The 3,855-nt window shown below is 68.9% G+C and carries 4 protein-coding genes; 3 read left to right on the top strand and 1 reads right to left on the bottom strand.

Annotation, left to right across the window (positions count from 1 at the left end; translation table 11 throughout):
* The 3 genes from DBV14_RS30805 to DBV14_RS30815 all read left to right on the top strand — a co-directional run.
* The coding region (locus DBV14_RS30805; protein WP_148092459.1) for a PepSY-associated TM helix domain-containing protein at positions 1 to 1,066 on the top strand (1,066 nt) is incomplete at its 5' end.
* Positions 1,063 to 1,428 (top strand): DUF3325 domain-containing protein, encoded by a 366-nt coding sequence (locus tag DBV14_RS30810; protein WP_124465346.1) that lies wholly within the window; start codon positions 1,063 to 1,065, stop codon positions 1,426 to 1,428. The genes DBV14_RS30805 and DBV14_RS30810, both read left to right, overlap by 4 nt.
* 58 nt (positions 1,429 to 1,486) lie before the next feature.
* A complete protein-coding gene (locus tag DBV14_RS30815; RefSeq protein WP_124465348.1) occupies positions 1,487 to 2,119 on the top strand; it encodes a hypothetical protein in 633 nt (210 codons plus the stop codon).
* 31 nt (positions 2,120 to 2,150) lie between these two features.
* On the opposite strand, the gene DBV14_RS30820 is transcribed toward DBV14_RS30815, so the two are convergent.
* Positions 2,151 to 3,855, bottom strand: a 1,705-nt coding sequence (locus tag DBV14_RS30820; RefSeq protein WP_124465350.1) for a TonB-dependent siderophore receptor, incomplete at its 5' end; no start/stop codon positions are given.

Here is a 3,855-nt window from a genome sequence, read left to right on the forward strand (position 1 = left end):
GGCGGTGCTCACGCTGCCCTTCCAGTTCATGATCGCCTACACCGGCATCGTGATCTCGGGCACGACCTTCATGCCGGCCGGCAAGCTGGTGCACTACGGCGCCGACACCACAGCGCAGGCGCGGTTCGCCGCCGAGCTGAGCGGCGAAGGCCGGGTGGAACGCACCGGCCGCCCGATGGCGGTGCCGGAACTCGAAACCTTTGCCGCGCGCGGCCAGCAGCTCACCGGCCAGCCGGTGCGCGCGGTGGTCATCGACCATCCGGGCGACGCGGGCGCGCGCATCGGCGTCTACGGCTGGAACAGCGAGGGCGAATCGCTGCGCCGCCTGAGCGGCACCACCGGCATGGCACTGTTCTCGGCGGCCACCGGCGAGGTGCAGCGCGTGCGCATGCCGGGCGCGGGCGGTGGCGGCGCCGCGATGCTCGCGCAGTCGGCCATGGGCGGCCTGCACATGGTCACCTTCGGCGGCTGGGGCATGAAGTGGCTGTACTTCCTGTGCGGGCTGGCGGGCACGGCCATGATGGGCACCGGCGCCGTGCTCTTCATCGTCAAGCGGCGCAACAAGCACCTCGGCGAATTCGGCGGCGCGACCGCGCGGGTCTACCGGCTGGTCGAGGCGCTGAACGTCGCAGCCATCGCGGGGCTGGCCGTGGCGTGCGTGGGCTTCCTGTGGGCCAACCGGTTGATTCCGGTGGCCATCGACCATCGGGCCGGCTGGGAGCTGCGCGCTTTCTTCGGGCTGTGGGCGCTGTCGCTGGTGCATGCCTTCGTTCGCCAGCCCGCGCGGGCCTGGCGCGAGCAGCTCGGTGCGTTGGCGGCGCTGTGCCTGCTGCTGCCGGTGCTCAACTTCCTGACCACGGGCGACCACCTGCCGGCGCAACTGATGCACGGCGACTGGGAAAGCGCGGGGGTGGAGCTGGGTGCCGTGGCCTTCGGCATTGCCGCGCTGGGTGCGTTGCGCCATCTGCGCGGTGCGGCGCGCAAACAACTGCTCAAGGCGTCCGCGTCGAGGCCGGTGTCCGGCGGCACGGCCAGCACGGCGAGCACGGCGGAGCGCACGGCATGACGGTCTGGTACGCCTCCCTGCTCAGCCTTGCGCTCGCGCATGCCGGCATGGCCGCGCTGAGCTTTGCGATCGACCGGCACCATGAACAGCTGACGCAGCGGCGCGATGAAATGCCGGCACGCCGTCGCGTGCTGCTTCGCGTGGCCGGCGCTTTGCTGCTGATCGCCGCCGTGGTGCCCTGCGTGATGGCCTGGGGCGGCACCGTCGGCCCGGTGGCGTGGCTCGGCTTCCTGTCGGCGGGCGCGTTGCTGGTCGCGCTGCTGTTGCCCTATCGTCCGAAGGGCGCCGCGTGGCTTGCGGCGTGCGCCGCGATCACCGGTTGCGCGGGGCTGGCCACGGCCCTTGCGGGCCTGCTGTCCTGAAGAGCGACACCGCCTCTTTCCTGTCCTTCATTCCATTCATAAAAATTAGTCGCTGCCCATGTTTTGTTCTTTCCGCATCCGTTCGCTTTCCGCCGTAATCGCATTGCTCGCAACGGCAGGCACCGCGCAGGCCGACTACCTCTGGCTGTCGCGCGATGGCGCTGCCGCTACCGCCACGGCCCGCGTGGGCGAACTCGAAAAGACGCCGCAACCCGTGGCCAGCGTCAGCGCGCCGCGCGCCTTCCTGGCCGACGGCAAAGACCTGCCGTTGACCGTCGAAACCGACCGCGTGCTGATCCCCGTCGCCGCTGCCGGCACCGACCTGCGCGCCGTGGCCAGCCGCGTCACCGGCGAGAGCACGCTGGTGCAGTACCAGGCGCGCTGGGGCCGCACCGAGACCAAGGCCGTGAACGACCTCGAGCTGGTGCCCACGGAGCCCAACGGCAACACCTTCAAGCTGGTGTGGAAGGGCAACACCGTGGCCGCGTCGCAGGTCAACGTCGACACCGCCGAAGGCTGGCGCCGCGTGCTCAAGCCCGCGAAGGACGGCACCGTGACGCTCGCCACGCCGTTCCCCGGCCTTTACGTGCTGGAGGTGTCGGCCCGCGTGAACGGCGCCGTCACCGTCGGCGGCAAGAAATACGAAGAGGTGCGCCACACCGCCACGCTCAGCTTCGAGGTACCGCGCTGAGCGGCAGCAGCGGCGGCAGCAGCAGGCCGGCCTACCAGCGGTAGGTTGCGGTGGCGATCACCTTGCGCGGCTCGCCGTAGTAGCAGCTGCCCGACGAGCAGTTCGCAACGTAGGTCTTGTTGCCCAGGTTGCGCAGGTTCAGCGCCAGGCTCCAGCGCTCGAAGTCGTAGCCCACCAGCGCGTCGAACACCGTGTACGACGGCACCGGGACCGTCGTGCTCTGCTGGTAGCCGTGGTTGGAGCCCATGAAGCGCGCGCCCAGCCCCACCTTCACGCCGGTCGCGAAGCGGTAGTCGGCCCACACCGACAACTGGTTGCGCGACACCGCCTGCATCTGCTTGCCGATCTCGCTCGGCGTGCTGCTGGCCGTGACGATGGCCTTCGGCGTGTAGGTGTAGGCGGCCGTGACGTTCATGCGCGGCAGCGGCTGGAACGAGGCTTCCAGTTCGAGCCCGCGCACCAGGATCTCGCCGGTCTGCCGGGGCACGAAGTCGGCGTCGTAGGTGATGTAGTTCTGGCGCCGCAGGTCGAAGATGGCCGCGCTGTACTTGTCCTTGCGGTCCACTGGTTGGTAGCGCACGCCCACCTCGTACTGGCGTCCGGTCTCGGGCTTCAGCGGCTGTTTCGTTTCGGGGTTGATCGTGACCGTGGGCGAGAACGATTCGGAATAGCTGAAGTACGGTGCCCACCCGCTCGGATGCAGGTACACCAGCCCCGCGCGGCTGGTGAACTTGTGGTCCGACACGCCCGTGGTCGTGCCGTCGATGTGGCTGTACGACACCGCTCTGGCGCTGTCGTAGCGGCCGCCCAGCGTGGCGACCCAGTGGCCCCACTTGATCTGGTCCTGCGCATAGAAGCCGGTCTGCGACAGCGTGGTGCGGGCGTCGAACCACGGGTCGGACGTGGTGACGAAGCCTTCGTGCACCGGCAGGTAGCCGTCGATGTCGGGCACGCTGCCGCTGTTGGACGTGCGCTGGTCGTTGCGCGAGCGCTGGTAGTCCAGCCCGAACAGCAGCGTGTGCTGCCAGTCGCCCCAGTGCAGCTTCGCCTGCAGCTGGTTGTCGATGGAAGCGATGCGTGCTTTTTCCTTGCTGGCGAAGGGGAAGCGGCCCAGCACGCGGTAGTTGGCCGGATCGTCCGCGTTGTCGGGGTTGACGGTCACGAGGCTGCTGCGGTTGTAGACCTGCCCGTAGTCGACCTTGATCGAGCCCAGGCGCGCGTTCTGGCGAAAGGTCAGCGTGTCGTTCAACCGGTGCTCGAGCAGGTAGCCGACCATCCACTGGTCCTGGTTGAAGCGGTCGAAGTTGGGGTCGCCCGTGTAGGTCTTCGGCGAGAAGCGGCCGTTCGGGTTGGGCAGCAGCGTGCCGACTTCCGGAAAGCTGCCGTACGAACTGCCGTCGCGAATGCGCAGGTAGTGCGACAGCAGCGTGAGCGTGGTGTCGCCGGAGGGCTTCCAGGTCAGCGATGGCGCAAGAAAGGTGCGATCGTTCGGCAGGCCGCTGCCTGGCAGCTTCGCGTCGCGCACCATCCCCGTGAGCCGGTACAGCACCTTGCCTTCGGCATCGAGCGGCCCCGAAAAATCGCCCGCCACCTGCCGGCGTGCGTTGTCGCCGAACTGCACCTGCAGCTCGCGCAGCGGCTCTTCGGAGGGCCGCTTGCTGACCACGTTGATCATGCCGCCGGGGCCGTTCTGGCCGTACAGCACCGAGGCGGGCCCGCGCAGCACTTCGATGCGC

The sequence above is a fragment of the Variovorax sp. KBW07 genome, from assembly GCF_003852515.1.
Taxonomy (GTDB): Bacteria; Pseudomonadota; Gammaproteobacteria; order Burkholderiales; family Burkholderiaceae_C; genus Variovorax.

What these genes read in the sequence shown, in the direction of transcription:
- DBV14_RS30810 (WP_124465346.1), top strand. Translation starts at nt 1,063, where the DNA reads ATGACGGTCTGGTACGCCTCCCTGCTCAGCCTTGCGCTCGCGCATGCC.
- DBV14_RS30815 (WP_124465348.1), top strand. Translation starts at nt 1,487, where the DNA reads ATGTTTTGTTCTTTCCGCATCCGTTCGCTTTCCGCCGTAATCGCATTG.